This window comes from Castellaniella sp. (genome assembly GCF_049650445.1).
In the GTDB taxonomy this organism is placed as follows: domain Bacteria; phylum Pseudomonadota; class Gammaproteobacteria; order Burkholderiales; family Burkholderiaceae_B; genus Castellaniella.
In genome coordinates this window covers 55929-81057 of sequence record NZ_JBASAD010000025.1, presented here as the reverse complement: position 1 = coordinate 81057, position 25129 = coordinate 55929, and the positions used below count along the sequence as shown (strand labels likewise).

Below are 25129 nucleotides of genomic sequence, written 5' to 3'. Positions count from 1 at the left end.
GGCCGGTCCAGCAGGTCGCGGACGGCCGCGCGCACGCTGCCCAGCGCCGCCATCCCCGCCGGTGCCCAGGCCAGCGTGTTGGGATCGTCGACGATCTGTGCCAGTTCGCTGCCGGGCGGGATGTGGGGGCCTTCGCCCTCGATGTGATAGGCGAAAGCGGCTGCACCCAGGGCCAGGATGAAATCGTGGCCCGACAGCAGACCGACGATGCGCTCGCGCGCAGCGGGCAGGAAGCCGGCGAACAGGGGATGGTTCTCGGGAAAGCCGTTGCGCCCCGACATCGGCGCCGTCCAGACCGCCGCGCGATGGCGTTCGGCCAGCGCCACGACCTCGTCCCAGGCCTCGTCCCGGTCCACCGCCGCCCCCAGCACCAGCGCCGGTCGTTGCGCCGCGTCCAGCCGCTGGCCGATGCGGTCCAGCATTGCCTCATCCGGACGGATCGAGCGGCTGACACGGCGTGCCTGGACGGGCTCGCACAGCCGTCCCCAGTCATCGGCGGGCACGGATACCAGCACCGGCCCGCACGGCGGCTGCATCGCCATGTAATAAGCCCGGGCGATCGCCAGCGGCACATCTTCGGCGCGTGCCGGTTCGATGCTCCATTTGACGTAGGGCTTGGGCAATTCCGTCGCCTGGCTGGAAAACAGGAAAGGGTCGAAAGGCAGGATGGCGCGCGACTGCTGCCCCGCCGTGATCACCAGCGGCGTCCGGTTCTTGTGGGCCGTGAAGATCGCCCCCATGGCGTGTCCCACACCGACCGCCGAGTGCAGATTGACGAAGGCGGCGTTGCGGGTCGCCTGGGCGTAGCCGTCGGCCATGCCGACCGCGACAGACTCCTGCAGGCCCAGGACATAGCGGAAGTCCTCTGGAAAATCCAGAAACAGACCCAGTTCGGTCGAACCCGGATTGCCGAACATCGTCGTCATGCCAAACTGGCGCAAGAGATCCGTGACGGCCCGACGCACCGTCACCAGGCCCGTCCGAGTCTGCTCCTGCACCTGCTCACGCACCACGTCTTTCATCATATCTGTCTCCGGGCTCCGGGCGGAGCCTGTCCTGGTCGAGAAGCGCACCACCGGACCGTGGCGCTTGCTTCACTATTCATCTTCCGAGACATGATGGAATCCGGCAAAATATAAATCAATAAAATATGTTTAATATTTTCTATTCGCCAAATTGATAATATGAAACTGGACCTGAACCTGCTGCGTGTGTTCGATGCGATCTACACGGCCCGCAACGTCAGCCGCGCGGCCACTGCGCTGGACCTGACCCAGCCCGCCGTCAGCCAGGGGCTGACTCGCCTGCGCAATCTGGTGGGCGATCCGCTGTTCGTGCGCGCCGCCGGCGGCGTGGTGCCCACCGTCCGCGCCCAGCGCATGGCGCCGGCCATCCACGAGGCTCTGTACGCATTGGAAAGCGCCGTGCAGGGCTCCGCCGGGTTCGATCCTGCCCAGGCGGAACGGGTCTTTCGGCTGCACATGACGGACATCGGCGAGGACCAGTTCCTGCCTCGCCTGATCACCACGGCGCGGCTGCGCGCGCCCCGCACCCGCATCGAAACCATGCGGGTACCCCTGAACGATCTGGAAGCCTCCATGGACCAGGGCCGGGTGGATCTGGCCTTCGGCTTTCTGCCCGGTCTGAAATCCATGCGCTCGGCGATCCTGTTTCAGGACCGCTACATCATCCTCATGCGCAAGGGGCATCCGTTTGCCCGACAACATGGCGCGCGGCTGCGCACGCTGGACGCCATCCAGACCCTGGATTTCATCACCGTGCGCACGCACGCCTATACACGCACCGCGCTGGAGGCCCTGAGCGCGGCCAGCCGGGTCCGGGTGACCACTGAGCACTTCATGGCCCTGCCCGCCCTGATCGAAGCCACCGACCTGGCCGTCATCATCCCGCGCAACATCGCCCTGTCATTCGCGCCTCGCGGACACTACGCCATCATCGAGGCCGATCTGCCACGGCACGAATTCGACGTCGGCATCCACTGGAGCCACCGCTACGACAAGGATCCGGCCAATCGCTGGCTGCGCGACCTGGCGCTGGAGCTCTATCAGGACGCCTGACTACCGGGACGCTCCCCCGCCCACGCCAATGGGAGCCGGCGCCAGGCTGGTGATGCGCCGGAACAGATCGGCGTAGCGGTTGTCCGGCCCGGACCAGGGGTCGCCGTTACGCACAAAGTCGGCGTTGACCTTCTCCCATTCGTCAGCGCTGAACAGACGACGCGCCGCCGGCAGGATATGGCGCTCTTCGGTATTCAGGTGCACCCATTCGTTGGCGATGTAAGTCCGCACGGCATCCCTGAAGCCCGGAAAACTCGCCGCCCCGCCCTGCATGTAGCTGACCAGAGCGCGGTCGAGCAGGCTGGTGTCGTGGTTCGCGTCCCGGTGCTGGGCCTCGAGCTTGTCCAGGTGTTCGTCCTCGTCCTGCGTCTTGGTCCGCAACAGGGCGAAGATCTGGTCTTCCTTCGGGTGGTGCAGCTTGTCGGGCATCTCGGCGATGTATTCGACCATGCTGGCCAGCAAGGTGTAGTCCGGTTCCAGCTTGCCGTCCTCGATGTCCTGCACGATGCTCGACAGGCCATTGAGGATGGCCGCAAGCGCCCGGTGCTCGTCCTGGATGACCTCGATGGCGGGGATGCGTTCGGGCGGCGCAGCGGTCTCGGCCTTGCTGCCGCCGTCCGTCGCGCCGGCGCCCAGCCAGCGATCCAGCGCGCCGCCGTCGCTCAGCAGTTCGGCGCTGCTGCCCGAATAGACGACCCGGCCACGCTCCAGCACCAGGGCCTGGCGCGTGATCGGCAGTATCTGGCGGGCGTGCTGCTCCACCAGAATGACGGCCATGCGGCCTTCGGAGACCATCCGGTCGATGATGTGCAGCAGTTCCTGGGCGATCAAGGGCGCCAGGCCTTCCAGCGGTTCGTCCAGCAGCAGGATCTTGGGATTGAGCATCAGTGCCCGCCCCATGGCCAGCATCTGCTGTTCGCCACCCGACAACTGGCTGCCCAGATTCGTGCGGCGTTCTTGCAATCGGGGGAACAAGGCGTAGACCCGCTCCAGGGTCCACTCGCCCGGCCGGGCGACCACGGTCAGATTTTCCTCGACGGTCAGGGAACGGAAGATGTCGCGTTCCTGCGGCACCCAGCCCAGACCGGCCTGGGCACGGCGATGGCTGGGCACCTGGGCGATGTCCTCGCCCTGGAAGACGATGCGACCGCGCCGCAGCCGGGTGACGCCCATCAGGGTCGCCAGCAGCGTCGTCTTGCCCATACCGTTGCGCCCCAGCAGCGCCAGGCTCTCGCCGGCCGCCAGGGACAGGGACAGGTCCTCCAGGACCACGGCGTCGCCATAGCCTGCCCAGACGTTTTCCAGGCGCAAGAGTTCAGACATGGGCTTCTCCCAGGTAGACTTCCTTGACACGCGGATGGTGCGCGATCACCTCGGGGGTGTCCTCGATCAGGAGCGCGCCCGACACCAGGACGGAAATGCGTTCGGCAAAGCGGAAAACCAGATTCATGTCATGTTCGATCAACAGGATGGTGACGTCGCGCGGCAACTGAGCGATGGTCTCGAACAGTTCCTGGCTTTCACCGGTCGGCACGCCGGCGGCGGGCTCGTCCAGCAGCAGGACCTTGGGCTTCAGCGCCAGGGCCAGGGCGATCTCGATCAGACGCTGGCGGCCGTAGGCCAGATTGCGCGTGGTCTCGTGCGCGTCGGCCAGCAGCTTCAGGCGGTCCAGGATCTCGGCGGCCTCGTCGATGACCTCGCCATGGGCGGATAGCGGCTTCCACCAGCGCGTACCCAGCCCGTTGCGCTCGCTGACGGCCAACGCAATGGATTCGAGCACCGTCATGTCCATGAACAACTGATTGATCTGAAAGGTACGCACCAGCCCCTGGCGGGCGCGCTCGTACTGCGGCATCCGCGTGACGTCGCGGCCCATCAGCTCGACGCGGCCTTCAGTGGGTTCCAGATAACCGGTCAACAGATTGATCAGCGTGGTCTTGCCGGCCCCGTTGGGGCCGATCAGGGCGTGGCGCGCGCCGGGCGCGATCGACAGATCGACGTGGTCGGTGGCAACGAAGCCGCCGAAACGGCGCACCAGGCCGTGGGTCTGCAGGACGGGACTCATGAAGGGGACTCCGTGCGGGCACGCGCAGCGGCGCGTTGGCGGGAAGATGCGATCCATTGCTTGGCCGTTCCCAGGATGCCGCCCCGGGCGAACAGCACCACCAGCACCAGGATCAGACCCAGCCAGAACTGCCAGTACTGGGGATTCATGTCGGACAGCAGGTAATTGGCGATCACGAAGACGATGGCGCCCAGCAATCCGCCGTACAGGTGCCCTGCCCCGCCCAGGATCAGGATCAGCAGCAGGTCGGCCGAACGCTGGAAGCTGAGCACGTCCAGCGAAACGAAGGAATTCGTCTGCGCCAGCAGCGCACCCGCCACGCCCGCATAGCCCGCACCGATGGTGTAGACCGTAATCAGACGGCGGTTCACGGGCACGCCCAGGGCCGGCATGCGCAGCGTGTTCATGCGGATGCCGCGCAGGCCTTGGCCGAAGGGCGAATGCACCAGGCGGCGGGCGAACCAGAACAGCACGAACAGCACGATGACCGAATAGATGTAGCCGACGCGGCCGAACATGTCGAAATCGAACATTCCCAGGATCGGCTTGACCTCGACCCCCGGCATGCCGTCCACCCCACCGGTGATGCTGGTGAATTTGTTGGCCAGCTCATAGAGCATCAGGGCCACGCCCAGTGTCACCATCAGGCGCGACAGGTCGCTGCCGCGCAGCAGCAGGAAGCTGCTGAGAAAGCCCAGCACGGCGGCGATCACGGCCGCCAGGAGCAGGCCCAGCAGCGGGTCTCCGTAGCCGTTCGAGCCCAGCAGACCCACGGTGTACGCACCCACCCCGAAGAAGGCGGCATGGCCCAGGGAAATGACCCCTGCGTAGCCGAAGATCAGGTCCAGCGACAGCGCGAACAGACTGGTGATGGCGATCTGACTGAGCAGCAGGTAATTGCCCGGGAAGGCGAAGTACGCCAGGATCGGCAGACACCAGAACAAGTATTCCAGCGGCTGCCAGCGGGCCGAGCGACGATAACGGTCGAGCGCGGCCGAACCGGTATGCGGATGGGACGGCGTCCCGATCGAGTTGGAGGTCGTCATGGCGGAGCCTATTTATGAGGACGGCCGAACAGGCCATGGGGGCGGAAGATCAGCGTCGCCACCATGACGGCGTAGATGATGAATGCACCGATCTGCGGCACGTAGTATTTGCCGGCCACATCGGCCACACCGAGCAGAATGGCGGCGTACAGCGAACCGAGGATGTTGCCGCTGCCCCCCACGGAAACCACGATGAGGAAGTACACCAGATACTTCACGGGGAATTCGGGGTCCAATCCCAGCATCTCGACCCCCAGCGCCCCGCCCAGACCCGCCAGGGCGGAACCCAGGGCAAAGGTCAGACTGAAGACGCGGTTGACGTCGATGCCCATGCCGCGCGCGACGCGTTGATTGTCCACGGCCGCCCGCAAGCGTGCGCCGAAGGACGTGCGGATCACCGACCATTGCAGCAGCAGGGCCACCACCAGGCCGGCGACGATCAGGAACAGGCGATAGACACCGATGTCCACACCGGGCAGATGGATCTGTCCGGACAGGAATTCGGGCAGGTGCAGCGGCTGTTGCTGCGCACCGAAGAAATAATGGGCAGCCGCCACGGACATGAACACCAGACCGATGGAAAACAGCACCTGGTCCAGGTCGGAGGCCGCGTACAGGCGGCGGTACAAAGTGCGTTCCAGCACCATGCCGGCCAGGGCGGGCACGATGATGGCCGCCGGCAGCGTCGCCAGGAACGGGACGCCATAGTCGTTGAGCAGCACGACACAGGCGTAGCCGCCCAGCATGGCGAAAGCGCCATGGGCCAGGTTGACGAAGTTCATCAGGCCCAGCGTCACCGACAGGCCGACACTGATCAGAAACAGCAGCATGCCTGCGGCGATGCCGTCAAAGAGAATAGTCATGATTGATTCCAGGACTGGGAGAGGTCCGGTTCCGGACCGCCCGGGCGCCCGGCCCCGTCCTCAAGGACAGGCACCGCGCGCCCGGACCGGCGATCACTTCTGCTTACCGGGGTCCTTGACGGCCTCGATCTTGTCGAACTCGACGTTCTGCAACACGCCGTCCACCTTCTCGACCTTGCGGATGTAGACGTTCTGGATGATGTCGCGGGTTTCCGGATCGATTTCCACCGGGCCGCGCGGACTGGTCCACTTCATGCCCTTGACGGCCGCCATGAAGGCGTCGGCGCTGGCATCACCCTTGGTCTTTTCCAAAGCCTGATAGATCAGGTTCATGCCGTCATAGCCGGCGACCGCCACGAAGTTGGGGCGATCCTTGGGGAAGGCCTTGTGGTAGGCGGCCACGAACGCCTTGTTTTCCGGCGAATCGTGCGCAGCCGAATAGTGGAAGGAGGTGATCATGCCGATCGCCGCATCGCCCATGGCGTCGAGCACGTCCTCGTCGGTCACGTCGCCCGTGGCCAGTTCCTTGATCCCGGCCTGATCCAGACCGCGTTCCTTGTAGCCCTTGGCCAGGGCCACGCCCTGTTCGCCATTGGGCACGAACAGGAACACGGCGCCCGGTTTGGCGTCCTTCACGCGCTGCAGGAACGGCGCGTAATCCGGCGTGTTGACGGGGGTGCGGACCTCGCCCACGATCTTGCCGCCCAGACCGGTGAAGGACTTCTGGAACTGCTGTTCGGCGTCATGCCCCGGACCGTAATCGGACACCAGGGTGTAGACCTCGTGAACGCCGTTCTTGTAGGCCCACTGCGCCATCGGCGCGGTGACCTGCGGCAGGGTCATGGACACACGGACGATGTTGGGGGACTTTTCGGTGATCGAGGACGTGGCGGCGTTCAGCACCACCATCGGCACCTTGGCCTCGGTCGCCAGCGGCGCAACGGAGAAGGCGTTGGGCGTCAGGGTGAAGCCGGCCAGGATATCGACCTTGTCCTTGATCAGCAGTTCCTGCGCCTGGCGCTTGGCCACGGCCGGAGCGATGCCGGTGTCGTCCTTGATGATGATCTGGACCTTGCGGCCGGCGACCGTGTCGCCGTGTTCCGCCAGGAACAGATCGATGCCGTGCTTGACCTGCTTGCCGTGGGCGGCGAACGGCCCGGACATCGGCATCACGACACCGATCTTCAAGTCTGCGGCCTGTGCTGCGCCAAAAGCCGTTGCCAAGCCGAAGGCCAAGGCGGTCACCCCAAGGGTTTTGCTGAGTTTCATGGTCTCGCTCCTGTTGGTATGTCAGTCAGAATGAAAGAGTGAATCACGCCCGGGCCGACTGGCCGGACAGTTGCTGCTCGAGGTCATGCAGCACCCGGTAGCACGGCAGAACCTGGGCCACGCTGGCGTTCGGCTCCCGTCCTTCGCGGATGGCTGCAAAAAATTCCCGATCCTGCAGTTCGATGCCGTTCATGGACACGTCCACCTGACTGACGTCGATGGCCTCCTCGCGTCCGGTGAACAGATCGTCGTAGCGGGCGATGTAGGTCGCCGTGTCACCGATGTAGCGGAAGAAAGTCCCCAGCGGGCCATCGTTGTTGAAACTCAGCGACAGCGTGCAGATGGCGCCGTTGGCGGCCTGGAGCTGAATCGACATGTCCATGGCGATGCCCAGCTCCGGGTGAATCGGGCCCTGCACCGCATGGGCCCGCACGACGGGGCTGCCGCACTGATAGGCGAACAGGTCCACCGTGTGCGCCGCATGGTGCCACAGCAGGTGATCGGTCCAACTGCGCGGCTCGCCCAGCGCATTCATATTGGTGCGGCGGAAGAAATACGTCTGCACGTCCATCTGCTGGATGTGGAATTCGCCGCGCTCGACGCGCTGATGCACGTACTGGTGACTGGGGTTGAAGCGCCGCGTGTGGCCGCACATGGCGGTCTTGCCGGTCTCGCGCGCCAGCGCCACCAGGGCTTCGGCGTCAGCCAGGGAATCCGCCATGGGGATCTCGACCTGAACGTGCTTGCCCGCACGCAGGCAGGCCATGGCCTGGGCCGCGTGCATCTGCGTCGGCGTGCACAGGATCACGGCGTCGATCTCGGGACGCGACAGGACTTCGTCCAGGTCGGTGGCGGCCTGCTCGATGCCATATTTCTGGGCGATGGCGCGGGTCTTGTCCTGGTCGCGGCTGACCAGCGCGACGACGTCCACGCCGTCGATGCGGGCGATGCCGTCCAGATGCTTGATACCGAAGGCGCCGGCGCCAGCCAGCGCGACTTTCAGGGTACGGTCGGTCACGATGATTGTTCCTCCAGAATCAGATGGCCCACGGCGGTGTTCGAGGCCGGCACATGGTAGAAGCGGTGTGCGACGCGCGGCGCCGGGCCGCCCGCCACGTCCGCCATGGCGCCACGGGCGATCAGCCACATGACCAGTTCGATGCCCTCGGAACCCGCTTCGCGCACATAGTCGATATGCGGCACGTCCGCCTGGCCGGCCGGATCGGCAATCAGTCGGTCCATGAAGGCTTTGTCGAACTCGCGGTTGATCAGGCCGGCGCGCGGTCCCTGCAATTGGTGGCTCATGCCGCCCGTGCCCCAGATGTGCACGTTCAGCGGCTCGTCGTAGCTTTCGATGGCGCGGCGGATGGCGCGGCCCAGTTCAAAGCAGCGGCGCCCGGACGGCACCGGATACTGCACCACGTTGACGGCGAAGGGGATGACCGGGCACGGCCAGGCCTCGGGCTGGCCGCACATCAGCGACAGGGGCACCGTCAGGCCGTGGTCCACGTCCATCTTGTTGACGATGGTCAGGTCGAAGTCCTGCTGGATCACCGACTGAGCAATGTGCGCGGCCAGTTCCGGGTGACCGATCACGGTCGGCACCGGACGGGCGCCCCAGCCTTCGTCGGCCGGCTTGAACTCCGCCGCGCAACCGATCGCGAAGGTCGGGATCATCTCCAGGCTGAAGGCCGTGGCATGGTCGTTGTAGACCAGGAAGATGACGTCGGGACGATTGTCCTTCATCCACTGCTTGGACGGCTCGTAGCCCTTGAACAAGGGCGACCAGTACTCGTTATCGGTCTTGCCCAGGTCGATGGCGGCGCCAATGGCGGGCACATGCGAGGTGTAAACACTCGCGCTGATGCGGGCATGCGTCTGTCGGGTCACTTTTTCTCTCCGGTGCGGCGGTTGCCTTCGATGCCCCGGCCACCGGCCAGCATCATCGCAGCGTATTCATCCTGGCTCATGCCGGTCATGCTGGCGGCCATGTACTGGAAGGAGCGCCCGTCGGTGGCGCCAAGCTTGGCCAGGAAATAGATGTTGCCCCCCAGGGACAGGCAGCGGTTCAGGTCGCGCGCCAGCACGGCCTGCTTCTGGTCCTCGGTCATGGGCCATTCGTCCAGGTAGGCACGCTCGTCGGCGCGAAACCGGTCGCGGTTCTCCGCCTTCATCAGCGACATGCAGAACTGATTCAGGTGATAGCCTTTGCGGGACTGATCAGCGTCGAAAATGGTCGTGCCGGGCACGTCGGTATAGGGCTTGTTCAAAGACATGGCTCAACTCCAGTACAAGCGGTTCGGGTTGTCCACCAGCAGCTTGCGCTGCAGTTCGGCCGTCGGCGCGATCTGCGGAATATAGTCCACCAGCAGACCGTCGTCGGGCATGTGGTTCTTGAGATTCGGGTGCGGCCAGTCAGTCCCCCACAGCACGCGGTCGGGGAAGGTCTCCACTAGGTGGCGCGCAAAAGGCGCCACGTCGCGGTAGGCGTGCTGTTCGCCGTCCAGGGCCGGCGGGCCGGACTGGCTGAGGCGTTCCGGGCAACTGACCTTGCTCCAGATGTTCGGATGGTCCTGCATCATCTTCACGAACAGGCCGAACTCCGGGCCGTCCACGGGCTGGGTCACGTCGGGCCGGCCCATGTGATCGACCACCACCGTGGTCGGCAGCGTGGTGAAGAAATCATACAGTTCGGGCAGATCCTGCGCCTCGAAGTAGATCACCACGTGCCAGCCCAGCGGGGCGATGCGCGCCGCAATGTCGGACAGGACTTCGCGCGGCGTGAAATCAGCCAGGCGCTTGACGAAATTGAAGCGCGTACCGCGCACACCGGCCTCGTGCATGGTCTGCAGTTCGGCGTCGGTCACGTCGCGCGACACCGTCGCCACGCCCCGCGCCCGGCCGCCGGACGCACGCAGCGCATCGACCAGCGCACGGTTGTCCGTGCCATGGCAAGTCGCCTGCACGATCACGTTCTTGTCGAAACCCAGGTGGTCGCGCAGCGCGAACAGGGCCTCTTTGGGGGCGTCGCACGGCGTGTACTTGCGCTCCGGCGCGTAGGGAAACACCGCGCCGGGACCGAAGACGTGGCAATGGGCGTCCACCGCCCCGGCAGGCAGGCGGAAGCGCGGACGGCTGGGGCCGTCGTAGTAATCCAGCCAGCCCGGGGTCTTGGTAAAGGTTTCGGTGTTCGTCATCGCGCGTCCTCAGTCGATGTACTTCAGGCCGGCCTTTTCCAGGCCTTCACGCATCTTGTAGTAGTCCAGACCCAGCACGCCCGAGGCGAATATCTCGCGCTTGGCGCCTTCGTTGTCCTCGCGGGCCTGGGCATTGGCAGCCACCTGGGCGGCAACGGCGGCGGGCACCACCACCACACCGTCGGTGTCAGCCACCACCACGTCGCCCGGCATCACTGCCGCGCCGGCGCACACCACGGGAATGTTGACCGAACCCAGGGTCGCCTTGATGGTGCCCTTGGAACTGATGGCGCGGCTGAACACCGGGAAATCCATCGACTCCAGGGTATCGACGTCGCGCACGCCGCCATCGATGATCAGGCCGCGCGCACCGCGCGCCTTGAACGAGGTGGCCAGCAGATCACCGAAAAAACCGTCAGTGTTGTCGGTGGTGCACGCGGCCACCACCACGTCGCCGGGCTGGATCTGCTCGGCAGCCACGTGCAGCATCCAATTGTCGCCCGGCTGCAGCAGCACCGTGACGGCCGTGCCGCACATCCGCGCGCCGCGCCAGACGGGGCGCATATAGGGCTTCATCAGGCCCACGCGGCCCATGGCCTCGTGGATGGTCGCCACACCGAAATGCGACAGATGCTCGACGGCGGCCGGATCGGCGCGCTGGATCGTGCGGTGAACGACACCGAGTTGGTTCAGGGGAGTGCTCATGTCGGTATTCCTTTTGATTACAGGCCCTTGGCCTTCAGGGCGGCATCCAGGCGCGGGTACACGCGGCGCGCGTTGCCCTCGTAGATCTGGAAGCGATCCGCGTCGCTCAGCGTCGCGGCGGATTCTATGTAACGTTTCGTGTCGTCGAAATAATAGCCGGTCTCGGGGTCGATGCCGCGTACCGCGCCGATCATCTCCGAGGCGAACAGCACGTTCTTCACCGGGATCACGCGAGTCAGCAGGTCGATGCCCGGCTGGTGATAGACGCAGGTGTCGAAGAACACGTTGTTCAGCAGGTGCTCGTCCAGCAGGGGCTTGCCCAGCGCCTGGGCCAGGCCGCGGAAACGGCCCCAGTGATAGGGCGCAGCGCCGCCGCCGTGCGGAATCACGAAGCGCAGGGTCGGAAAGTCCTTGAACAGGTCCGAGGTCAGGCACTGCATGAAGGCCGTGGTGTCGGCGTTCAGGTAGTGTGAACCCGTGGTGTGGAAGCACGGGTTGCAACTGGTGGACACGTGGACCATCGCCGGGATGTCGTATTCGACCATCTTTTCATAGATGGGATACCAGGAACGGTCCGACAGCGGCGGCGCAGTCCAGTGGCCGCCGGAAGGATCCGGGTTCAGGTTGATCCCGACCGCGCCGTATTCCTTGACGCACTTTTCCAGTTCCGGGATGCAGGTGGCCGGATCGACGCCGGGCGACTGCGGCAGCATGGCGGCCGTGACGAAATGCTCGGGGAACAGGGTCGCGACCCGGTGGCAGAGTTCGTTGCAGATCGCCGCCCAGGTGCTGGACACCTGAAAGTCGCCGATGTGGTGCGCCATGAAGCTGGCGCGCGGCGAGAAGATCGTCAGATCGGAGCCGCGCTCGCGCATCAGACGCAACTGGTTGGTCTCGATGCTTTCGCGCAGTTCGTCGTCGCTGATGTGCAGGTCCGACGGGCTGGGCCGCTGGGCCGGGTCATTGATGCCGGCGACCTGCCGGTCACGCCAATCGGCCAGCGCCTGCGGCGCCGTCGTGTAGTGACCGTGGCAATCGATGATCAGGGGTTTTCTGCTCATGTCGTACGCTTCCTTTTCCGTGTTTCGCCGTGTTTCGCCATGTTCCTGGGGTCAGTCCTGAGACCAGGCCGAGGCCGGCACCATCGCCTCACCGCGCATGATGAGCCGCGCAGTGCGCAGCAAGGCCGCGCGCGCGACCTTTTGGGCGTCCTGGGGGTCAAGTTCCAGTTCGACCGTGAATTCGCCGCTGGGGTGCTCGATCGACACCGCCTTGCGCGCGCCCGCCGGCAGACGCGCCAGACCGTGCGGCACAGAGCCTTCCAGAACGCAGGCCGTACCTACCGTCACCGCCGCCAGCACGCCGATGGCCTCGTGGCAGACGTGGGGGATGAAGCTGCGGGTATTGATCGCTCCGCCCTCGCCGGGCGCGGACACCAGGGTCATCTTGGGATAGTTGCGGGCGGACACATCCCCCAGGCCCATCAGTTCGCCCGTGCGCAACCGCAGGGCCTCGATACGGGCCTTGAGCGCCTGGTTCGCATTCAGTTCGGTCGGGGTTTCATGCCCCGTGCAACCCACGTCGCTGGCGCGGAACAGGACCAGTGGCATGCCATTGTCGATGCAGGTGACATCAATGTCGAAAGCTGCGAAATCCGCACCGGCAGGCGGCTCGACACGCACGGTGTCGCGCACGCGGCCGGTGGGCAGCAGTCCATCACAGACCGAGCCGGCCGTGTCCAGAAAATTGATGGTGATCGGCGCCGACTGGCCGGGCACGCCGTCAATACGGGCCTCGCCTTCGTAGGCCACCTGACGGCCTGCCGGCGTCATCGGGGTGAGCACGGTGATGTCGCATTGCATGCCGGTGTTGCGGGTCAGCACGCGGGCGGTGGTCGTGTCGCCCTGGGCCTGGATCAGGCCGCGCTCCAGCGCAAAGGGCACGACGGCGGCCAGCATATTGCCGCAGTTGGCCGTCGTGTCGACCGTGTCGCGCTCGGGCTGCAGTTGCGCGAACAGGAACTCCAGATCCACGCCCGGTGTCGTGCCGGGCCGCACGATGCCGACCTTGCTGGTGAGCGGATGAGCGCCACCCAGGCCGTCGATCTGGCGCCGGTCGGGCGAGCCCATGACCGCCAGCAGCACCCGGTCGCGCGCCGCCGTGTCGGACGGCAGGTCGGACTCCAGGAAGAACGGCCCGCGCGACGTGCCGCCGCGCATGAACAAGGCTGGGATGGGTTTCTGCATCATGTCACTCTGAGGTTCCTTGATGAGCTCATTATGGACGCGGGCCGAGCGATACATAAGGACATACGTCCACTATCAGCTATACCGAAATGATATGATTCATACGATGCAATACCTTAATTAGGGGTAAACCCCTAGCCCTGGAGCCATGGATCTCAAGCAATTGGAATATTTCATGCGCGTCGCCGAACTGGGCAGCTTCACCCAGGCTTCGCACGCGCTGAACATCGCCCAGCCCGCCCTCAGCCGCCAAGTCCGCATGCTGGAGGTCGAACTGCGCCAGAACCTGCTGAACCGCAACGGGCGCGGCGTCACCACCACCGAGGCCGGCAAGCTGTTGCTGGAACACTGCCGGGGCATCCTGCACCAGGTCGACCGTGCCAAAGAGGACATGGGCCGGGTCCAGGGGGCACTGGCCGGCCGCGTGGCCCTGGGCATCGCGCCCAGCGCCTCGAAGATGATGACGGTGGAACTGACACGGCAATTCCGCAAACGGCTGCCGAACGCCAGCCTGTCGATCAGCGAAGGGCTGTCCCTGGTCATGCAGGAATGGCTGCTGGCCGGCCGCCTGGACATCGCCCTGATGTACAACCCCTCGCCCTCGGCCGAACTGGACCTGTCGCCGCTGACCAGCGAACGGCTGTACCTGGTCGGCACCCGGGGGCCGCATCCCTCGGATCAGCCGCTGCCGCTGCATGCGCTGGTCAACATCCCCCTGATCATCCCGAACCGGCCGCACACCGTGCGCATGCTGCTGGAATCGGAGATGGCGCTGATCGGTGCCCGCCCGAACATCCGCCTGGAAATCGACAGCGTCCAGGCGATCCTGGACCTGGTGGCCGACGGCACGGGCTACGCCATCCTGACGGAACACGCCGTCCTGACCTCCGCGCAACCGGACCGCTATCACGTCCGGCCCATCACCCAGCCCGAGCTGCACAGCCGCCTGTACCTGGCGACGGCAGCGGGCCGGATCACGACCCTGACGCAGAAGGCGATGCTGGAATTGATCCGTACGACCGTGCGTCAGGTCTATCCGCCGGCCATGACACGGCCTGCTTGACCGACATTCGGCCGGATCACGCCACGGTCCTGCCTCGTGCTCCGGCCGACCGCGCGTGCGGGGCGATCAATCAATCCCGAGCCTGCGCGATCAGCCGATCCGCATACGCCTTCCAGCCCCCTGCCGCCTCGACGTCCGCGAACAGACCTTGAGCGGCCAGCCCGGCGACCCAGTCCTGCTTCTCGGCGGTCGCAGCGGCCATCCAGGGCTCGAAGCCGGCCTCGCGCACGGTGTTGGCGACTTCGCGCATTTCTTCGGCGCGACGGCGGCCGTGCTGGACAACGCGGCTGTAGAAATAACGGCCCTGCTCCGTCCAGTCGATGGACGGGAACGTTTCCTGCAGCGTGGGCAGCACGTAGTCCTCGACGCCGTAGGCGCGCGCGGTCGTGTAGCTTTCGATCACCAGGGCCTCCAGGCCCTTGATCATCACGCTGCGGCACATCTTGATGGCCGAAGCCACACCCAGTTCGGCGGACACGGCGGTGGCGTCCATGCCATAGGCGCGCAACTGCCCGGCCAGGGCCTCGGCGTGCGGACCGCCCAGCAGCATCGGCACCCGGATGCCGTAAGGCGGGACCGAGGTCATCACCCCGGCTTCGACGTAGCGCCCGCCCGCGGCCTCGATCAGCCCGGCGGCCTCGCGCTTGGCCCCGGGCGAAGCCGAATTCAGGTCCAGGAACACGGTGCCCGGTTGCAGGTGCGCGGCCGCCTCGCGGGCCACCGCCACGGTGTTCGACGCGGTGACGGCGGAAATCACCAGATCGCTGGCCGCGCACAGCGCCGCCGACGAATCGCACAGCGTCACGCCGTCACGCGCCGCATGTTCACGCAGCGGTGCGGCCGAGGCCGCGTCGGCCAGTTTCAGGTCCCAGGCATGGACGCTGTCCACCTGCGTGTTCAGGCCGGCGCAGAAAATGCCGCCGACCTCGCCGTAGCCGATCAAACCCAATCGAGTGCCTTGCATCGCTTTCGAAGCTCCATTCAATGATGCCGATTCACACACGAATCGTGCAAGAAGCCCGCACGGGGACGGGCTGCAGGCGTCCTCAGGACGCCGGAAACTGTTCCGTATCGACATCCGCCTGGGTGGCAGCGCCATAGCGTTCACCCGCCACCCGGTCACGGTCGAACAGCCGCGCCAGCGTTTCGCAGGCCTCTGCATCCAGGCGCACATCGGCCGCCCCGAGGTTTTCCTCCAGGTGCGCCAGCCGGGTCGTCCCGGGGATGGGGATGACGTGCTCGCCCTGGTGCAGCAGCCAGGCCAGTGCCAGTTGGCCCGGCGTACAGCCGTGTTCCTGCGCCATGCGCCGCAACGGCCCCAGCAGCGTCAAGTTATGCGCGTAGGCCTCGGGCTGGAAGCGCGGCATGCGTCGCCGCAGATCGTCATCGTCCAGGGTCGCCACGTCGTGCAGGCCGTCGGCCAGGTAGGCACGCGCCAGCGGGCTGAAAGCCACCAGGGCCGCGCCCAGTTCGCGGCAGGCGTCCAGAACGGCGATCTCGACCTCGCGCGACCACAGAGAATATTCGCTCTGGACGGCGGCGATCGGATGCACGGCGTGCGCCCGCCGCAGCGTGGCGGCCGAGACCTCGGACAGGCCGACGGCCCGGATCTTGCCCGCCTGGACCAGTTCGGCCAGGGCACCCACGCTGTCCTCGACGGGCACGGCTTTGTCCCAGCGATGCAGATAGTACAGGTCTATCACGTCGGTGCGCAGGCGGCGCAGGGCATCCTCGCAGGTCCGGCGCAGGGTCTCGGGCCGGCCGTCGATGCGGCGTTGGCCGTTCTCGCGGAAGATCCCGCATTTGCTGGCCAGCATGAAGCGGCTGCGATGCGGGGCCAGCACCCGGCCCAGGATTTCCTCATTGTGGCCGAAACCGTAGAGCGCCGCCGTGTCGAACAGCGTCACCCCCCGGTCCAGCGCCCCCAGCAGCAGCGCCTCGGCATCGGCCGGGCTTGCCGACGGACCATAACCGTGGCTCAGGCTCATGCAGCCCAGGCCGATGGGAAAAACCGGAAGACCGGCCAGCGTGCGTGTCGTCGTCATCGTCGTCATGGCTCCCGATTATCCCCGCATCCGGACGACCCGGTAAGACCGGGTACGTCACTAGCAGCTATGCCGGATTGCGATGGACGTCACGCACGGCTCACATCCGGTTATTGCTTGCCCGGGTCCTTGACCGCCTGGATCGTGTCGAATTCCACGTTCTGCAGCACGCCGCCCACCTTCTCGACCTTGCGGATATAGACATTCTGGACGATGTCGCGAGTCTGCGGATCGATTTCCACCGGGCCGCGCGGGCTGGTCCATTTCAGGCCCTTGACCGCCTCGATGAAGGCGTCGCCACTGGCGTCGCCCTTGGTCTTTTCCAGGGCTTCGCGGATCAGGCGCATGCCGTCATAAGCCGCCACGGCCACCATATTGGGCCGCGTGCCGGGATAGGCCTGGACATAGGCTTTGACGAAGGCGGCGTTTTCCGGCGAGTCGTGCGCCTGGGAGTAATGGAACGAAGTGATCATGCCCAGGGCATTGTCGCCCATGGCCGCGAGCACGTCTTCGGTGACCACGTCGCCGGTGGCCAGCAGCCGGATGCCGGCGTCGGCCAGGGCGCGTTCCTTGTAGCTCTTGGCAAAGGCGACTCCTTGTTCGCCGTTGGGCACGAACAGGAAGATCGCGTCCGGCCTGGCGTCTTTGATCTTCTGCAGGAACGGCGCGAAATCGGGGCTGGTGAGCGGCGTGTGGACTTCGCCCACCACCTCGCCGCCGGCCTGGGTGAAGGTCTTCTTGAACTGGGCCGCCGCGTCGTGGCCCGGGCCGTAGTCGGCCACGGCGACGTAGACCTTGCGGATGCCGTTGGCCGCTGCCCAGCTTGCCATCGGAGCGGCCACTTGCGGCAGGGTCATGGACGTGCGCACGATGTAGGGCGACTTCTCGGTGATCGAGGACGTGGCCGCGTTCATCACGATCATGGGCACCTTGGCCTCGGTCGCCAGGGGGGCGACGGAAAACGCGCCCGGCGTCAGACCGAAACCGGCCAGCACTTCGGCCTTGTCCTGGATCAGCAGAGTCTGCGCCTGGCGCTTGCTGATCGACGGCGACACGCCGGTGTCGTCCTTTTCGATCAGCACGATCTTGCGACCCGCCACCGTGTCGCCGTGCTCTTGCAGATAGAGCCTGGCACCGTTCACCATCTGCTGCCCGGTCGAGGCGAACGGCCCCGACAGCGGCAGGACCATGCCGATTTTCAGATCCTGGGCCTGGGCCGCGCCCAGCCCCCCGGCCGCAAAGATGCAGGTGGCCAGCAGTTTACCGATCGTATGCTTCACGGGTGTCTCCTTATCGTGTCATCGTGAAATGCGTGAAAGCGGGATGAAGGCGCGGGCCTGCGTCTACAGGTCCAGCACCAGCATGGGGGTCCGTGCGCGCGAACAGCACGGCGTGAACTGGTCGTTGGCCGCATGCTCGGCGTCGGTGAGATAACTGTCGCGGTGGTCCGGGACGCCTTCGCTCACGCCCGTCAGGCAGGTGCCGCAAATGCCTTCCTCGCAGGACACCGGAATGAACACGCCCTGCCGGTCCAGCGCCGATGTGACGGTCTCGTCCGCAGGGATGTCGAAGACTTCGCCGGTACTGGCCAGCTTGACCTGAAATGCCACGTCACCCTCGACCGGGGCCGAGGGATGTTCGTCCTCGCCCAGGGCGAAACGTTCGAAGTGGAGACGCGCCTCGTCCACGCCGGCCGCACGCGCCTGGTCCAGGATGTAATCGATGTAGCCCGACGGTCCGCAGACGTAGACGTGGGTCTGCGCGCCGGCCGCCGCCAGGATGGACTGCACGTTCAGGGCGGTCTCGGGCTCGTCATCGAAATGCGCCTGGGCATGCCCGGCCAGACCCGGCCCCAGGATTTCGTCCAGGAAGGCGGCGCGGGTGCGGGACCGGCAGCTATAGTGCAGATCGAAGGCGGCGCCCGTCGCCTGCAGGCGGCGCGCCATGCACAGCAGCGGCGTGATCCCGATCCCGCCGGCGAACAGCAGGCTGCGCTCGGCCGCGACCAGCGGAAAACGGTTGCGCGGTGCGCTGATGTGCAGCACATCCCCCACGCGCACCTGGTCGTGCACGGCCACCGAGCCCCCCCGCGACTGCGGCTCGCGCAGCACGCCGATCAGGAAGTGGGACCGCTGCAGACAATCGTTGAGCAGGGAATACTGGCGGATGAAGCCGCCAGGCAGGTGCACGTCGATGTGCGCGCCGGGCGAGAATTCCGGCAGCGGACCGCCGTCGGGGTCCACCAGTTCGAGGCTCACGACGTCCTGGGCCGCCTGATGTTTCGCGGCGACCTGCACGGACAGGAGTTCGGTGTTCATGTCGTTCTCTTTCCAATCGTCCGGCACACGGGCCGGACCTCCATCAAATTGTTCAAGCGACCGCCGCCTCGGCCTGGATCAGTTCGTCCAGAACGCGGCGCGCCCGCACGCCGCCGGCGTCGATGTCCAAGGCCAGCAGTCGGCGATCGGGGAAAAAGCTTTGGTTGCGCTGCTGCGCTTCCAGCACAGCCAGGTCCTGGCTGAAGATCCTGCCCTGCCCTTCGCGGATCGCGTCGGTCAGCGCGGCGTCGCCGGGCTGGAAGTGACGGGCCATGCCCCAGAAATACCAATGCGAGGACTCGGTTTCGGGCGTCATGAAATCCACCACGATCGCCGAGACCTTGTCGCGGGGGTCCGCGTCGTAACCGCCCTTGCCTGCCAGCGCCACGCCCACGTCGATCAGCACGTGGCCCGGCGCGTCGAAGCGCGACATCTGCCAGCGGTCGACCGGCGCCTGATCGTCCAGGCCGTGGGCCCGCATGGCCGCCTGCCAGAAAGGCGGCGCAATGACGCCTTGCATGACGCGGCTGGTGACGACCTGTCCGCCCTCGATCCGGGTGCGGACCGGCGCCTCGTCGATCTCGCCCTGGCCGATGCTGTCGGTGTGCACGTAGGCTTCGTGGGTCAGATCCATCAGATTGTCGATCATCAGCCGGTAATCACAGCCGATATGATACAGCCCGCCCCCATAAGCCCATTCCGGATGATCGGCCCAGAACAGGTCGGGGATGGCCGCCTCGTCGGCGCGCTCGGGGTCGCCCGGCCAGATCCAGATGAAGCCGTGCCGCTCCACCACCGGGTAGCTGCGGATACAGGGAAATCCACCCACCCGCTGCTTGGGCATGGAGACGGCCTTGCCGTCGCAGCCCATGACCAGGCCGTGATAGCCGCACATCAGGTTGCCGTCTACGACCGAACCCAGCGACAAGGCCGCGCCCCGGTGGGGACAGAAATCCTCCACCGCAGCAACGCGGCCCTCGGCGCCCCGGTAGAGCGCGACGGGCTGGCCGCAGATCGTGCGGCCCAGGGGCTTGTCCGCGATTTCGTCGGGCGTACAGGCCACGTACCAGGCATTCTTGGGAAACATCGTCAACCTCCCGGCCGGCCGCCCGGCAATCGCGCGGCCCGGTCCATTGTGCATTCGTTCACAGGAACATTCAGTACACTGAACATTCAGGCATATCCTATTTTTTCGGACGGTGCCGGCATAGTGGTATTTACCCTTAGACCTTATTTGAAATGGGGTTTTTCGCGGTCGTCAGCGGCGCCCGGCTCTGATGATTGTTCACGTCCACCAGCTTTTGCAGCAGTTCCATGAATCGGGCTTCTTCCTGAGGCGAGAATTTTTCGAAGATGCGCTGGTGCAGCCGGCCGATGGAATCGTTGAGTGCCAGCAACAGGTCCCGCCCCTGATCGGTCAGCGCCAGAATCCGCTGGCGGCGGTTGGCCGGGTCCACCCGCCGGGACAGCAGGCCCTTTTCTTCCAGCCGCGTCGCCACGCTGGCGGCCGTGGACGTATCGATGGCCGCCAGGCCCGCCACGGACACCTGATCGATCCCCGGATTGTCCAGCAGTACACACAGCACGGCATACTGCATGGGCGTGACCTGGCTGCCGATCTCGTCGTGGAAGATCGAAGCGGAAATCTGCTGCGCACGGCGCAGCAGGTGGCCGGGCTGGGTATAAAGGGATTCTCGCAGGATCGGATCGGACATGCGGACATCTCGCCGGAAACCGCCGGGCACGCGGCCGGAAAAAGACACGGACGGGGCGCTGCCCCTGCGCCCCGGGAAACGCACCCGATCCGTGCTCGGCATCCGATCCGGTTCAGTGCATCCCCTGATTGTTTCGATTATCGTTCAGACCGCGCCCGATGCGCGAACCCGCCGGTGCAGCCCGCACGCATGCCCTGCCCGACGCCCCCCCCCGCTCCAGGAGATCTCATGAACCACGTGCGCCCCACCTTCGTCCTGCTGCACGGCCTGCTGTGCGACGCGGACACCTGGGCCGATTTCATCGGACCGCTGTCGCGCCTGGGTCACGTCCTGGCCGCGAATCTGAGCGGCATCGACTCCCTGCCCGACGCGGCGCGCGGCGTGCTGGCACGCACGACCGACCCGCTGATCGTCGTGGGACATTCGATGGGCGGGCGCATCGCGCTGGAAATAGCGCGTCAGGCGCCGGAACGCTGCCAGGCCCTGGTGCTGATGAACACAGGTTACCGCGGGCTGGGCGAAGGCGAGGTCGAAAAACGCCAGGCCCTGGTGCGCGCTGCCCAGGCCGGGGGCGTGGAGGCCATTGCCGAAAACTGGCTGGATGGCATGATCGCAGCCCGGACCCGGGACGACGACGCCCTGATGACCCGGATGCGCGCCATGGTGCTGCGCTCGACGCCGGATTCTTTCACCCGCCAGATCCAGGCGCTGATCGACCGGCCTGACGCGACGGACCTGCTGGGCCGGATCGCCTGCCCCGTCCTGTTCATGAGCGGCACCGAGGACCGCTGGAGCCCGCTCGATCGCCATGCGGACATGACGGCCCGGGTGCCCGACGCGGCCCTGGAGGCCATCCAGGACGCCGGCCACATGGCGCCCTTCGAGGCACCTGCGGCCTGCCTGTCCGCGATGACCGGCTGGTTGGCACGGCGGGGGCTGGTCGCCCCCTGACCCTGCCGGGTTCGCGTTTACGCCGGTTCCAGCACCAGCAGTCCAGTGGCCGTATTGGAGATCGGCACGTGGTAGTGCGCGTGGTGCTGCTGGACCGGCGTGTCATCCAGGACGCCGCGTGCCGCCACCCACATCAGCAGTTCGATGCCCTGGGTGCCGGTCAGTTCGACCAGTTCTTCGTTGGAGTACTGGGTGATCCAGGTCGGATCGGTCACCAGACTGTCCATGAATTGCAGGTCGAAGGGCTTGTTGATGAAGCCGGCGCGCTCTCCGTCCAGTTGGTGCGACAGGCCGCCGCTGGCGATGATGAGCACGCGCCGGTCGTCGTCCCAGGATTCGATGGCGCGGCGCAGCGACTGCCCCAGCCGGTAGCAGCGCGAGGCCGAAGGATACGGCGCCAGAACGGTGTTGATGCAGACCGGCACGATTTCCACCGGCCATTCACCCGCGTCCTTGCCTTCCGGCCAGAGCAGCGCCAAGGGCAGCGACACCGAGTGATCGACCAGGGCTTCCTGGCAGGTGGTGATGTCGAACTCGTCCTCGATCAGGGTCTCGACGATCTGCCAGGACAGGTCCACGCAGCCGCGCGCCTCGGCCAGCGGCGGAATGCCCCAGCCTTCGTCGGCGTTCCTGTAGACGTCCGCCGCACCCACCGCGAAGGTCGGCATCTTGTCGAGGAAGAAATTCAGGCCGTGGTCATTGTGCAGGATGACCACCACGTCCGGGCGCTCGCGTCCCAGCCATTCGCGCGCCTTGCCGTAGGCGTCGAAAAACGGCTTCCAGTACGGATCCTGCTGCTTCTGGCGGGCCAGCGCGCCGCCGATGGCCGGCACGTGGGACGTGCTGATGCTGCCGATGATGTGTGCCATGATCAAGCTCCTGCCGCAACGAGTTTGGCCTGAAAGGCCTCTTTGGTGACGCCGGTCTGCTGGGCGCCGATGTCCTGCATGTCCAGGCCGAAGATCCCGGCCAGCTTGGCCAGGTAGTAGGGGTGCCCCCCGGCGGCGATCATCTGCAGGACCTGGCGGCTGCGCACGGCTTCTTTCTGTGCGTCCGTCAGGCGGTAGCGCGTCATATAGGCTTCTTCGTCGCGCAGGAAGGCCTCGCGGCATTCGGCGGCATTGAAGCTGAAACACATGCGATTCAGGGCGTAGCCGATACGGGCCAGGTCGCCGTCGAAAATCGCGGTGCCGGGGATCGACCGTCGGCACTTGCGGGTGGCTGTTGTCATGAGAAGTCTCCTTGAGATCGAAGCCGCCGCGCCGAAGTCGCGGCGTGCACGGACAGGCTCATGATGACCTCGGGCGCCCCGCCGGAGAATGGACTTTTATTTTTTAAAAATGTACATTTCGCAGATACCCGCCCACACCATCGAGAGGACGCCATGGAGCCTCTGACCCCGGCGCCCCCGGCCCGCGACCACACCGCCATCCCCATCTACAAACTATATGGCTATGGCAATGTCTGGACAGCCTCGGACCCGCTCTACTGCGAAACCATCGCAGCGCAGGAAAAATTGCACAATTGGCATGTGACGGCCCACAAACACACGGACCTGTTCCAGGTGCTGTTCCTGGAGTCGGGCGGGGTCACGGTGCTGCTGGACGGTCAGGCGCGCGTATTGGAACCCGGGCAACTGGTCCTGGTGCCGCAGCGGGTGGTCCACGAATTCATCTTCCGCTCTGGTTCGGGCGGCTACATCCTGACGCTGACCTATGCGCTGCTGCACGGATTGTGCGCACGCTTCGGGCTGGCCCTGAGCACCGCCACCGACCCCGCCGTGCTGACGCTGGACGCGGACGGGGCCGGCCGGCACGCGGCCCTGAGCTTCCACGCACTGGACCGCGAATACCGTGGCCTGCACAGCCCGCAGCGCGGTCCGCTGCTGGAATCGCTGCTGGCGAGCATCCTGGTCTGGATTCACCGCCAGGGCTATCCTGCCGGCACGGCCACCCCGGAAGTCGATCCGGGCAGCCAGCATCTGGCGCGCTACGCCCGGCTGATCGAGGAACACCATACCCGCCAGCACCGGGTGGCCTGGTACGCGCAGCGCATCGGTGTGACACCCGCCCATCTGAACGCCATCGCCCAGGCCCTGGCGGGCAAGTCGGCGCTGGAACTGATCCATGAGCGGCTGCTGCTGGAGGCCCGTCGCGAACTGATCTACACGCCGCGCACCATCGGCACGATCGCCGATTCGCTGGGATTCGCGGACCCGGGCTATTTCACACGCTTCTTCAAGCGGCTGGCGGGCGTATCCCCCAAGGACTTCCGCCGCCGGGCGCTGGCGCCCGGCGAGCGCGCCCCTGCGGATCAGGCGACCGGTTCGTAGGGCAGGCCGACGTAGTTTTCCGCGATCGTGGTCAAGCCGGCATGGGTGCTGGTGTAGTAGTCCTGTTCGGCCCGCTGGATGCGCTGGCTGAAGGCATCGTCGTCGAAGGTATGCAGCAGCATGCTCATCCACCAGGAAAAACGCTCGGCCTTCCAGACGCGGCGCAGGGCGATTTCCGAATAACGGTCCAGCAGGTCCGGGCGGCCTTCCAGGCAGGCGCCGCGCAGCGCGTGGTACAGCGTGTACACGTCGCTGGAAGCCAGGTTCAGGCCCTTGGCGCCGGTGGGCGGCACGATGTGCGCGGCGTCGCCCACCAGGAACAGATTGCCGAACTTCATCGGCTCGGCCACGAAACTGCGCAGCGGCGCGATGCTCTTTTCGATCGAAGGACCGGTCACCAGCTTGCCGGCGACGTCCTCGGGCAGCCGGGCCGCCAGTTCCGTCCAGAAGCGGTCGTCGGACCATTCCTCGACGTGTTCGGCCAGACTGCATTGAACGTAATAGCGGCTGCGCGTATGGGAACGCATGCTGCACAGCGCGAAGCCGCGCGGGTTATGGACGTAGATCAGTTCGTCTTCCACCGGCGGCGTGTCGGCCATCAGACCCAGCCAGCCAAAGGGATACACGCGCTCGAATTCCTTGAGCTTGTCCTTGGGCGCCGATTTGCGCGACACACCGTGAAAACCGTCGCAGCCGGCGATGTAGTCACAGTCCAGCGTCTTTTTCTGCCCTTGATGGGTAAAGGTGACGCGCGGTTTGCCGTCCAGGAAATCGTGCAATTGCACGTCCTCGGCTTCGTAGTAGATGGGCGCACCGTTTGCCTGGCGGGCGGCCATCAGGTCGCGCGTGACTTCCGTCTGCCCATAGACCAGCACCGACTTTCCGGTCAGCGCCTTCATGTCGACGTGTTGGCGCCGCCCCTGGAAAGCCAGGGTGAAACCATCGTGCACCAGGCCTTCGCGATCCATGCGTTCGGACACACCGGCCTCGCGCATCAGATCGACGAAGCCGTACTCCAGCACGCCGGCGCGGATGCGGCCCAGCACGTATTCGGGCGTGTGGCGCTCCAGGATCACATTGTCGATGCCGCAACGATGCAGCAACTGGCCCAGCAGCAGCCCGGCAGGGCCGGCGCCGATGATGGCGACGCGCGTCTTGATGTTCATGGAATATCTCCTCTGGATATGGTCTGAATCATGCGCCTCTCCAATCTCTTTTTGAATGGATTTTTGAGGA

26 protein-coding genes and 1 pseudogene are annotated in these 25129 nt (G+C 65.7%); 4 read left to right on the top strand and 23 right to left on the bottom strand.

What is annotated here, in order from left to right:
* The coding region (mdlC, locus tag WA983_RS08960; RefSeq protein WP_424311926.1) for a benzoylformate decarboxylase at positions 1–1025 on the bottom strand (1025 nt) is incomplete at its 3' end.
* Between the two features lie 159 nt (positions 1026–1184).
* Here mdlC and WA983_RS08955 point away from each other — a divergent pair.
* Positions 1185–2078, top strand: coding sequence for a LysR family transcriptional regulator (locus WA983_RS08955; protein ID WP_424251524.1), 894 nt, complete (start codon positions 1185–1187; stop codon positions 2076–2078).
* On the opposite strand, the gene WA983_RS08950 is transcribed toward WA983_RS08955, so the two are convergent.
* From WA983_RS08950 to WA983_RS08890, 13 genes and pseudogenes are all read right to left on the bottom strand, one after another.
* Positions 2079–2636: a hemerythrin domain-containing protein gene (locus WA983_RS08950; RefSeq protein WP_424311927.1), complete on the bottom strand. Its 558-nt coding sequence runs from the start codon at positions 2634–2636 to the stop codon at positions 2079–2081. It lies immediately after the preceding gene.
* 81 nt (positions 2637–2717) lie between these two features.
* Positions 2718–3401: pseudogene (locus WA983_RS08945) on the bottom strand (ABC transporter ATP-binding protein); the annotation flags it as partial.
* The gene (locus tag WA983_RS08940) at positions 3394–4143 is read right to left on the bottom strand and encodes an ABC transporter ATP-binding protein (RefSeq protein ID WP_424251525.1); all 750 of its coding nucleotides are present in this window, start codon (positions 4141–4143) and stop codon (positions 3394–3396) included. The gene WA983_RS08940 and the pseudogene WA983_RS08945, both read right to left, overlap by 8 nt.
* A complete protein-coding gene (locus WA983_RS08935; RefSeq protein ID WP_424251527.1) occupies positions 4140–5189 on the bottom strand; it encodes a branched-chain amino acid ABC transporter permease in 1050 nt (349 codons plus the stop codon). The genes WA983_RS08940 and WA983_RS08935 overlap by 4 nt, the downstream gene beginning before the upstream one ends.
* 8 nt (positions 5190–5197) lie before the next feature.
* Positions 5198–6052, bottom strand: a complete 855-nt coding sequence (locus WA983_RS08930; RefSeq protein ID WP_424251528.1) for a branched-chain amino acid ABC transporter permease — start codon at positions 6050–6052, stop codon at positions 5198–5200.
* A gap of 93 nt (positions 6053–6145) precedes the next feature.
* Complete coding sequence (locus WA983_RS08925; RefSeq protein WP_424251530.1) at positions 6146–7321, bottom strand: ABC transporter substrate-binding protein; 1176 nt, start codon at positions 7319–7321, stop codon at positions 6146–6148.
* A 43-nt stretch (positions 7322–7364) separates the two neighbouring features.
* Positions 7365–8339, bottom strand: a complete 975-nt coding sequence (locus WA983_RS08920) for a Gfo/Idh/MocA family oxidoreductase (protein ID WP_424251532.1) — start codon at positions 8337–8339, stop codon at positions 7365–7367.
* Positions 8336–9211: a class III extradiol dioxygenase subunit beta gene (locus WA983_RS08915; RefSeq protein WP_424251534.1), complete on the bottom strand. Its 876-nt coding sequence runs from the start codon at positions 9209–9211 to the stop codon at positions 8336–8338. Before WA983_RS08915 ends, WA983_RS08920 begins: the two co-directional genes overlap by 4 nt.
* Entirely contained in the window at positions 9208–9597 is a 390-nt protein-coding gene (gene ligA / locus WA983_RS08910; RefSeq protein WP_424251535.1) for a protocatechuate 4,5-dioxygenase subunit alpha, read from the bottom strand. Before ligA ends, WA983_RS08915 begins: the two co-directional genes overlap by 4 nt.
* A 3-nt stretch (positions 9598–9600) precedes the next feature.
* Positions 9601–10518: an amidohydrolase family protein gene (locus WA983_RS08905; RefSeq protein ID WP_424251537.1), complete on the bottom strand. Its 918-nt coding sequence runs from the start codon at positions 10516–10518 to the stop codon at positions 9601–9603.
* A gap of 9 nt (positions 10519–10527) precedes the next feature.
* Entirely contained in the window at positions 10528–11223 is a 696-nt protein-coding gene (gene ligK, locus WA983_RS08900) for a 4-carboxy-4-hydroxy-2-oxoadipate aldolase/oxaloacetate decarboxylase (protein ID WP_424251539.1), read from the bottom strand.
* Between the two features lie 17 nt (positions 11224–11240).
* Positions 11241–12269 (bottom strand): amidohydrolase family protein, encoded by a 1029-nt coding sequence (locus tag WA983_RS08895; RefSeq protein WP_424251556.1) that lies wholly within the window; start codon positions 12267–12269, stop codon positions 11241–11243.
* Between the two features lie 66 nt (positions 12270–12335).
* Complete coding sequence (locus WA983_RS08890) at positions 12336–13469, bottom strand: 4-oxalomesaconate tautomerase (RefSeq protein ID WP_424251558.1); 1134 nt, start codon at positions 13467–13469, stop codon at positions 12336–12338.
* A 148-nt stretch (positions 13470–13617) separates the two neighbouring features.
* On the opposite strand from WA983_RS08890, the gene WA983_RS08885 reads away from it, so the two are divergent.
* On the top strand, positions 13618–14532 hold the full coding sequence (locus WA983_RS08885; protein WP_424251540.1) for a LysR substrate-binding domain-containing protein: 915 nt from the start codon (positions 13618–13620) through the stop codon (positions 14530–14532).
* A gap of 70 nt (positions 14533–14602) precedes the next feature.
* On the opposite strand, the gene WA983_RS08880 is transcribed toward WA983_RS08885, so the two are convergent.
* The 6 genes from WA983_RS08880 to WA983_RS08855 form a co-directional block, all read right to left on the bottom strand.
* Entirely contained in the window at positions 14603–15496 is an 894-nt protein-coding gene (locus WA983_RS08880; protein WP_424251541.1) for a DUF1932 domain-containing protein, read from the bottom strand.
* Positions 15497–15578: 82 nt separating this feature from the next.
* Complete coding sequence (locus tag WA983_RS08875; RefSeq protein WP_424311925.1) at positions 15579–16586, bottom strand: aldo/keto reductase; 1008 nt, start codon at positions 16584–16586, stop codon at positions 15579–15581.
* A gap of 101 nt (positions 16587–16687) precedes the next feature.
* On the bottom strand, positions 16688–17857 hold the full coding sequence (locus WA983_RS08870; protein ID WP_424251545.1) for an ABC transporter substrate-binding protein: 1170 nt from the start codon (positions 17855–17857) through the stop codon (positions 16688–16690).
* 63 nt (positions 17858–17920) lie between these two features.
* Entirely contained in the window at positions 17921–18895 is a 975-nt protein-coding gene (locus WA983_RS08865; RefSeq protein ID WP_424251547.1) for a PDR/VanB family oxidoreductase, read from the bottom strand.
* 52 nt (positions 18896–18947) lie between these two features.
* A complete protein-coding gene (locus WA983_RS08860) occupies positions 18948–19982 on the bottom strand; it encodes a Rieske 2Fe-2S domain-containing protein (RefSeq protein ID WP_424251549.1) in 1035 nt (344 codons plus the stop codon).
* A gap of 136 nt (positions 19983–20118) precedes the next feature.
* On the bottom strand, positions 20119–20610 hold the full coding sequence (locus WA983_RS08855) for a MarR family winged helix-turn-helix transcriptional regulator (RefSeq protein ID WP_424251551.1): 492 nt from the start codon (positions 20608–20610) through the stop codon (positions 20119–20121).
* Positions 20611–20838: 228 nt separating this feature from the next.
* Here WA983_RS08855 and WA983_RS08850 point away from each other — a divergent pair, with 228 nt between their 5' ends.
* Positions 20839–21561 (top strand): alpha/beta fold hydrolase, encoded by a 723-nt coding sequence (locus WA983_RS08850; protein WP_424248099.1) that lies wholly within the window; start codon positions 20839–20841, stop codon positions 21559–21561.
* A gap of 17 nt (positions 21562–21578) precedes the next feature.
* Here WA983_RS08850 and WA983_RS08845 read toward each other — a convergent pair whose 3' ends face one another.
* Together WA983_RS08845 and WA983_RS08840 are read right to left on the bottom strand one after the other, a co-directional pair.
* The gene (locus WA983_RS08845; RefSeq protein WP_424248101.1) at positions 21579–22430 is read right to left on the bottom strand and encodes a class III extradiol dioxygenase family protein; all 852 of its coding nucleotides are present in this window, start codon (positions 22428–22430) and stop codon (positions 21579–21581) included.
* A gap of 2 nt (positions 22431–22432) precedes the next feature.
* Positions 22433–22792, bottom strand: a complete 360-nt coding sequence (locus WA983_RS08840) for a protocatechuate 4,5-dioxygenase subunit alpha (RefSeq protein WP_424248103.1) — start codon at positions 22790–22792, stop codon at positions 22433–22435.
* Between the two features lie 153 nt (positions 22793–22945).
* Between WA983_RS08840 and WA983_RS08835 the strand changes: the two genes are divergently transcribed.
* Positions 22946–23893: a helix-turn-helix domain-containing protein gene (locus tag WA983_RS08835; protein WP_424248104.1), complete on the top strand. Its 948-nt coding sequence runs from the start codon at positions 22946–22948 to the stop codon at positions 23891–23893.
* On the opposite strand, the gene pobA is transcribed toward WA983_RS08835, so the two are convergent.
* Entirely contained in the window at positions 23875–25053 is a 1179-nt protein-coding gene (gene pobA / locus WA983_RS08830; protein ID WP_424248115.1) for a 4-hydroxybenzoate 3-monooxygenase, read from the bottom strand. The genes WA983_RS08835 and pobA overlap by 19 nt on opposite strands.
* Positions 25054–25129: the final 76 nt, after the last annotated feature.

Coding starts and splice junctions, on each gene's coding strand:
- WA983_RS08875 (WP_424311925.1), bottom strand. CDS start 16,586: ATGACGACGATGACGACGACACGCACGCTGGCCGGTCTTCCGGTTTTT.
- WA983_RS08850 (WP_424248099.1), top strand. CDS start 20,839: ATGAACCACGTGCGCCCCACCTTCGTCCTGCTGCACGGCCTGCTGTGC.
- WA983_RS08930 (WP_424251528.1), bottom strand. CDS start 6,052: ATGACTATTCTCTTTGACGGCATCGCCGCAGGCATGCTGCTGTTTCTG.
- WA983_RS08955 (WP_424251524.1), top strand. CDS start 1,185: ATGAAACTGGACCTGAACCTGCTGCGTGTGTTCGATGCGATCTACACG.
- WA983_RS08845 (WP_424248101.1), bottom strand. CDS start 22,430: ATGGCACACATCATCGGCAGCATCAGCACGTCCCACGTGCCGGCCATC.
- WA983_RS08885 (WP_424251540.1), top strand. CDS start 13,618: ATGGATCTCAAGCAATTGGAATATTTCATGCGCGTCGCCGAACTGGGC.
- ligK (WP_424251539.1), bottom strand. CDS start 11,223: ATGAGCACTCCCCTGAACCAACTCGGTGTCGTTCACCGCACGATCCAG.
- ligA (WP_424251535.1), bottom strand. CDS start 9,597: ATGTCTTTGAACAAGCCCTATACCGACGTGCCCGGCACGACCATTTTC.
- WA983_RS08935 (WP_424251527.1), bottom strand. CDS start 5,189: ATGACGACCTCCAACTCGATCGGGACGCCGTCCCATCCGCATACCGGT.
- WA983_RS08925 (WP_424251530.1), bottom strand. CDS start 7,321: ATGAAACTCAGCAAAACCCTTGGGGTGACCGCCTTGGCCTTCGGCTTG.
- WA983_RS08860 (WP_424251549.1), bottom strand. CDS start 19,982: ATGTTTCCCAAGAATGCCTGGTACGTGGCCTGTACGCCCGACGAAATC.
- WA983_RS08905 (WP_424251537.1), bottom strand. CDS start 10,518: ATGACGAACACCGAAACCTTTACCAAGACCCCGGGCTGGCTGGATTAC.
- WA983_RS08880 (WP_424251541.1), bottom strand. CDS start 15,496: ATGCAAGGCACTCGATTGGGTTTGATCGGCTACGGCGAGGTCGGCGGC.
- WA983_RS08855 (WP_424251551.1), bottom strand. CDS start 20,610: ATGTCCGATCCGATCCTGCGAGAATCCCTTTATACCCAGCCCGGCCAC.
- WA983_RS08940 (WP_424251525.1), bottom strand. CDS start 4,143: ATGAGTCCCGTCCTGCAGACCCACGGCCTGGTGCGCCGTTTCGGCGGC.
- WA983_RS08865 (WP_424251547.1), bottom strand. CDS start 18,895: ATGAACACCGAACTCCTGTCCGTGCAGGTCGCCGCGAAACATCAGGCG.
- WA983_RS08840 (WP_424248103.1), bottom strand. CDS start 22,792: ATGACAACAGCCACCCGCAAGTGCCGACGGTCGATCCCCGGCACCGCG.
- WA983_RS08835 (WP_424248104.1), top strand. CDS start 22,946: ATGGAGCCTCTGACCCCGGCGCCCCCGGCCCGCGACCACACCGCCATC.
- WA983_RS08890 (WP_424251558.1), bottom strand. CDS start 13,469: ATGCAGAAACCCATCCCAGCCTTGTTCATGCGCGGCGGCACGTCGCGC.